This window comes from Pseudomonas sp. NPDC089422 (assembly GCF_044749405.1).
In the GTDB taxonomy this organism is placed as follows: Bacteria; Pseudomonadota; Gammaproteobacteria; order Pseudomonadales; family Pseudomonadaceae; genus Aquipseudomonas.
In genome coordinates this window covers 74,732-81,095 of sequence record NZ_JBIVHW010000019.1, presented here as the reverse complement: position 1 = coordinate 81,095, position 6,364 = coordinate 74,732, and the positions used below count along the sequence as shown (strand labels likewise).

Below are 6,364 nucleotides of genomic sequence, written 5' to 3'. Positions count from 1 at the left end.
CGCGCCAATGGCACAGGCATGACTGGCCCGAAACAAATGTAGGAGCAGGCTTGCCTGCGATGCGCCGCGCGGGCGGCGCTCGATCTCATAGGCGCCGCAAGGCTATCGGCGAACACCTGTGAGCCCTCCCGCAACTCAAAAGCAGAACACTGGTTTGTCACCAGCAGGGCGGCCAACGGTTGACCACCCGCCACCCCCCGCGTAGCCTTGCGTCTTCGAGGTTCTTCGGCCCTGCCGAAGCTAAGACGGGAACGCGGTACAAGCCGCGGCTGCCCCCGCAACTGTAAGCACCGACAACGGATCGACACAGCCACTGCGCCCAGCGCGGGAAGGCGTCATCCCGCCAGTCTCTAGCCTGTGAAGAGCTGGAACGGTGCAAGCCAGGAGACCTGCCTCGAGACGATTTCGACTTTCAACCGGGCGGGGTGATCCGGTGGCGAACGAGCCCGGCCGGCCTGGCCCGCGGCTTTCGTCCCGTGTGCCCGCGCCAACCTGCCAAGGGCAACGCGACATGAAAACACTGGCCAAGCTCCCCGTCACCATCGTTACCGGCTTCCTCGGCTCGGGCAAGACCACCTTGCTCCGCCACATGCTCGACAACGCCCAGGGCCGCCGCATTGCGGTCATCGTCAACGAATTCGGCGAGCTTGGCATCGACGGCGAAATCCTCAAGCAATGCAGCATCGGCTGCACCGAGGAAGAAGCCAGCGGCCGCGTCTATGAATTGGCCAACGGCTGCCTGTGCTGCACCGTGCAGGAGGAATTCTTCCCGGTGATGCGCGAACTGGTCGCACGCCGCGGCGACCTCGATCACATCCTCATCGAAACCAGCGGCCTGGCACTGCCCAAGCCCCTGGTGCAAGCCTTCCAGTGGCCGGAAATCCGCAACGCCTGCAGCGTCGACGCGGTGATCACCGTGGTCGATAGCCCGGCTGTGGCCGCTGGCACCTTCGCCGCCTACCCGGACCAGGTCGACGCGCAACGCAAGCTCGACCCCAACCTGGACCACGAATCGCCGCTGCACGAGCTGTTCGCCGACCAGCTGGCCAGCGCCGACCTGGTGGTGCTGAACAAGGCCGACCTGATCGACGCCGAGGGCCTGGCCAAGGTGCGTGCCGAAGTGGCCGAGGAGCTGCCGCCAGCGGTCAAGGTGATCGAAGCCAGCAGCGGCCGGCTGCCGCTGGAGGTGCTGCTGGGCGTGGGCGCAGAGTCCGAGGCGCACATCGATGGCCGTCGCACCCATCACGATTCCCACCATGACGGCGATGATCACGACGATCATGACCACGACGCCTTCGACTCGATCTCCATCGACCTGCCCGAAGCCGACGAAAGCCTGCTGCTCGACGCCCTGACCCAGCTGGTGGTGGAATTCGGCATCCTGCGCGCCAAAGGCTTCGCGGCCATCCCCGGCAAGCCGATGCGCCTGCTGGTGCAGGGCGTTGGCACCCGCTTCGACAAACACTTCGACCGTGCCTGGCGCGCCGACGAGCCACGCATCACCCGCCTGGTGCTGATTGGCCAGGACCTCGATGCCGTGCAACTGGAAGCGCGCCTGCGCCAGGCCCTGGGCGCCTGACCCATGCACCTGCTGCGGACCCAGCCCGGCGGCTTCGTGCCGGACGACAGCATCGCCGACCTCGGCCAGACACCCGCCGACCTGGTGATTCTCTGCAGCGGCGACTCGCACCTGGCATTGCTCGCCGAAACCGCCGAGCAACTGCCGGACGACTTCCCCAGCCTGCGCCTGGCCAACCCGATGCAAGTGCAGAACCATGCCTCGGTCGACTTGTATGTCGACCAGGTACTGCGCCATGCCAAGGTGATCCTGGTGTCGCTGCACGGTGGTGTCGGTTACTGGCGCTACGGCGTCGAGCAGCTGGTCGAGCTGGCGGCGCGGGGCGTGCAGTTGATTCTGGTCCCCGGCGATGACCGCCCGGACCCGGAGCTGACCGGCCTCGGCACGGTCACTGGCGAACCGGCCGAGCGCCTTTGGCACTACCTGCGCCAGGGCGGCAAGGGCAATGCTGTCAACCTGTTCAAATGCCTGGCAAACCAGTGGCTGGGGCGCGACTACCGTTGGGACGAACCGCAGCCTTTGCCGCGGACTTCGGTTTATCACCCGCGCAAACCCGGCGCGTTGCTCGAGGACTGGTACAGCCAGTGGAACCCGGAATACCCGGTGGCCCCGTTGCTGTTCTATCGTTCGCACCTGCAAGCCGCCAACACCGCCTTCATCGACGTGTTCTGCGAGCGCTTGCAGGCCGCCGGCCTCAACCCGCTGCCCATTGCGGTGGCCAGCCTCAAGGAAAGTGCCTGCCTGGAGCAGGTCGAGGCCTGGCTGGACGAAGTGGGCGCCGAGGTGTTGATCAACACCACAGGGTTCGCCCTGTCCAGCCCGGAACGCCCCAACCTGCGCCCGTTCCACCGTGACATCCCGGTGCTGCAGGCCATCTGCGCGCAGGACAACCAACCCGGTTGGGAAGCCAGCGAGCAGGGCCTCGGCGCCCGCGACCTGGCCATGCACATCGCCCTGCCGGAACTGGACGGGCGCATCATCACCCGCCCGGTGAGCTTCAAGGACATGGCCTGGCGCAGCGAGCGCAGCCAGTCCGACGTGGTCTGTTACCGTGCTCACCCCGAGCGCATGGACTTTGTCGCCGAGCTGGCACGGCGCTGGGTCGAACTGGCGCGCCTGCCCAATGGGCAAAAGCGCGTGGCCCTGGTGCTGGCCAACTACCCGACCCGCGATGGCCGCATTGGCAATGGCGTCGGCCTGGACACCCCGGCTGCCGCCCTGAACATCCTCAAGGCGCTGCAGGCCGAGGGCTATCCGCTCGCGGAGCTGCCAGGCAGTGGCACGCAACTGATTCATCAGTTGCTCGGCGGGGTTACCAACGACCTCGAACACCTCGACCAGCGCCCCTGCGCCCAGAGCCTGAGCCTGGCGGACTACCAGGCGGCGTTCGAACGCCTGCCCGAGGCCAACCGCCAGGCCGTGCTGGAACGGTGGGGGCCGCCCGAGCAGGATCCGATGTACCGCGCAGGTCGCCTGATGGTGGCCGGTTTGCGCTTTGGCCTGACCTTCGTCGGCATCCAGCCGGCGCGTGGCTACCAGGTCGACCCCAGCGCGGTATACCACGACCCGGACCTGGTGCCGCCCCATGGTTACCTGGCGTTTCACTTCTGGCTGCGCCATGCCTTTGCTGCCGATGCCGTGATCCACGTCGGCAAGCACGGCAACCTGGAATGGCTGCCCGGCAAGGGCGTTGGCCTGTCTGCGCAATGCTGGCCGGATGCGCTGCTCGGCCCGTTGCCGAACATCTACCCGTTCATCGTCAACGACCCGGGCGAAGGCGCCCAGGCCAAGCGCCGGACCCAGGCGGTGATCATCGATCACCTGATGCCGCCGCTGACCCGCGCCGAAACCTACGGGCCCTTGCGCCACCTGGAGCAGCTGGCGGACGAATTCTACGAAGCCCAGCTGCTCGACCCGCGGCGCGCGCGTGAGCTGCAGCGCGACATTCTCGAGCTGGTCAAGGCCAACCATATCGACCGAGAGCTTCAGCTGGAGGGCCAGCTGGACGATGCCTCGGTATGGCTGCCGCGCCTGGACACCTACCTGTGCGACCTCAAGGAATCGCAGATCCGTGATGGCCTGCATGTTTTCGGCGAGTCGCCGCAGGCGCGCCTGCGCATCGACACCTTGCTGGCCTTGCTGCGCGTGGAGCGCGGCGATGGCCGCGGTGGCAATGCCAGCTTGTTGCGGGCCCTGGCCAAGGCATTGGCGCTGGGCTTTGACCCCCTCGATTGCGACCTGGGTGAGGCCTGGCCAGGGCCACGCCCGGCGCTGCTGCAGGCCGTGAGCGACGGCGCGTGGCGCACCTGCGGCGACACCCGCGAGCGCCTCGAGTTGCTTGCGCTGCGCATCATCGAGCAGGCCCTGCAGGGGCATGCGCAGCTGCCCGAGGAGCCCGAATGGCAGCCGGTACACGAGGTGATGAAAGCCCTGTGCGAGCAGGTCGCACCTGACCTGGATGCGTGCGGTGCTGCAGAAATCAATGGCCTGCTTGCCGCGCTGGCCGGGCGTTTCGTACCGGCCGGCCCCAGCGGTGCACCCAGCCGCGGCCGCCTGGACGTATTGCCTACCGGCCGCAACTTCTACACCGTGGATGTGCGCAACCTGCCGACCACCACGGCCTGGCGCCTGGGGTTCGCTTCGGCCAACCTGATCCTCGAGCGGCACCTGCAGGACCATGGCGACCACCTGCGCCAGCTGGGCCTGTCGGTGTGGGGCACGGCGACCATGCGCACCGGGGGCGACGACATCGCCCAGGCCATGGCGTTGATGGGCGTGCGCCCGGTGTGGGCCACCGGCAGCCAGCGGGTCGACGACTTCGAGATCCTGCCTCTGAGCCTGCTCGACCGCCCACGGGTGGATGTGACGTTGCGTGTTTCAGGCTTCTTCCGCGATGCCTTCGGCAACCTGATCCGCCTGTTCGATGCGGCGGTGCAGGCCGTGGCGGCACTGGACGAGCCGGACGACCTCAACCCCCTGGCCGCACGGGTGCGCAACGAGCGCGCCAGCCTGCAGGCGCAGGGCGTGGACGCCGAACAGGCGGCGCGCCAGGCGGGTTGGCGGGTGTTCGGGGCCAAACCTGGCGCCTACGGGGCCGGCGTGCAGAACGCCATCGATGGCCGCCTGTGGCACAGCCGTGACGACCTCGCCGAGGTTTACCTCAACCATGGCGGTTACGCCTACGGTGCCAGCGATGAAGGCACCCCGGCGCGCGCCCAGTTCGCTCGGCGCCTGGGCCAGGTGCAGGCGGTGTTGCAGAACCAGGATAACCACGAGCACGACCTGCTCGATTCCAACGATTACTATCAGTTCCAGGGCGGTATGCTGGCGGCGTCGGAGACCCTGTCCGGTGGGGCGGTGGCCAGTTACCACGGCGATCACAGCCAGGTCGACCGGCCGCGGATCCGTACCTTGAAGGAAGAGCTGAATCGGGTGATCCGTGCCCGTGCCCTGAACCCGAAATGGATCGACGGGGCGAAACGCCATGGCTACAAGGGCGCGTTCGAGCTGGCCGCGACGGTCGACAACCTGTTCGCCTTCGACGCCACCACGCACCTGATCGACGACCATCACTACCAGTCGCTGGCCGATGCCTACGTGCTCGACCCGGCGACCCGCGACTTCATGCGCGAGCACAACCCCGAGGCCCTGCGCGACCTCACCGAACGCTTGCTGGAAGCCCAGCAGCGCGGGCTCTGGGAAGCCCCCGGAGAGTACCGCGAGGCGCTTGAGGAGCAGTTGCTCGACGGCGAGGAACAGGCTTGAAATGAGTGAACCCGTACAATTCCCACTGGCCGCCGTGGTCGGTGCCGATGACCTCAAGCTGGCCCTGTGCCTGACCGCCATCGACCCGAAAATCGGCGGCGTGCTCATCGAAGGCCCGCGCGGCATGGCCAAGAGCACCCTGGCTCGCGGCCTGGCCGACCTGCTGGGCGAGGGCCCGTTCGTGACCTTGCCGCTGGGGGCGAGTGAGGAGCGTCTGATAGGGACCCTGGACCTGGACGCCGCACTTGGCCAGGGCAAGGCGCAGTTTTCCCCCGGCGTGCTGGCCCACGCCGATGGCGGCGTGCTGTATGTCGATGAAGTCAACTTGCTGCCCGATACCTTGGTCGACCTGTTGCTGGATGTCGCCGCCAGCGGCACCAACCGCATCGAGCGTGACGGCATTTCCCATCGGCACAGCGCCCGTTTTGTCCTGATCGGCACCATGAACCCCGAGGAAGGCGAGTTGCGCCCGCAACTGCTCGACCGCTTCGGCCTGAATGTGGCACTCGATGGCCTGCCTGCTCCGGCGGCACGCCAGCAGATCATTCGCCGGCGGCTGGCCTTCGACAGCGACCCGCAAGCGTTTTGCGAGCAGTGGGCCAGTGCCCAGGCGCAACTGCGCGCGCGCTGCCAGGCGGCGCGCCAGGGGCTGGCGGCAATTGCCCTGGACGATCAGGCCCTGGCCTGGATCACCGAGCGTTGTTTCGCCGCCGGCGTCGATGGCCTGCGTGCCGACCTGGTCTGGTTGCGCGCTGCCCGGGCCCATTGTGCCTGGCGCGGTGGCCAGGCGATCGAGGAGGCGGATGTCGATGCCGTGGCCGAGTTCGCCTTGCGCCATCGCCGCCGCACGGCGCCCGAGGCGCCAGCCGCTGTGCCACCCGGTGCGGCGGATGGCCGCGACAGGCAGGACGAGGGCGGGCAGGGCGATTGGGGCGCGCTGCCCGCGCAGCCTGTCAGCAGTGGCGCGCGGCGAGAGGTGCCGAACTGGGCAAAAAAGCCCTGAGCATCCGCCAGCCAGGT

General features: G+C 67.7%; 3 protein-coding genes and 1 riboswitch. All 3 genes read left to right on the top strand.

The window, feature by feature from the left end; all coding sequences use genetic code 11:
- Positions 1–201: 201 nt before the first annotated feature.
- Positions 202–412, top strand: a riboswitch (cobalamin riboswitch).
- A gap of 99 nt (positions 413–511) precedes the next feature.
- From cobW to ACIPZ8_RS26500, 3 genes are read left to right on the top strand one after another with little or no spacing between them, the layout of a single operon-like run.
- A complete protein-coding gene (gene cobW / locus ACIPZ8_RS26510) occupies positions 512–1,579 on the top strand; it encodes a cobalamin biosynthesis protein CobW (protein ID WP_400729726.1) in 1,068 nt (355 codons plus the stop codon).
- A 3-nt stretch (positions 1,580–1,582) separates the two neighbouring features.
- The gene (cobN, locus tag ACIPZ8_RS26505) at positions 1,583–5,344 is read left to right on the top strand and encodes a cobaltochelatase subunit CobN (protein ID WP_400729723.1); all 3,762 of its coding nucleotides are present in this window, start codon (positions 1,583–1,585) and stop codon (positions 5,342–5,344) included.
- A 1-nt stretch (position 5,345) separates the two neighbouring features.
- Positions 5,346–6,347, top strand: coding sequence for an ATP-binding protein (locus tag ACIPZ8_RS26500; protein WP_400729720.1), 1,002 nt, complete (start codon positions 5,346–5,348; stop codon positions 6,345–6,347).
- The last annotated feature ends 17 nt before the right edge of the window (positions 6,348–6,364 follow it).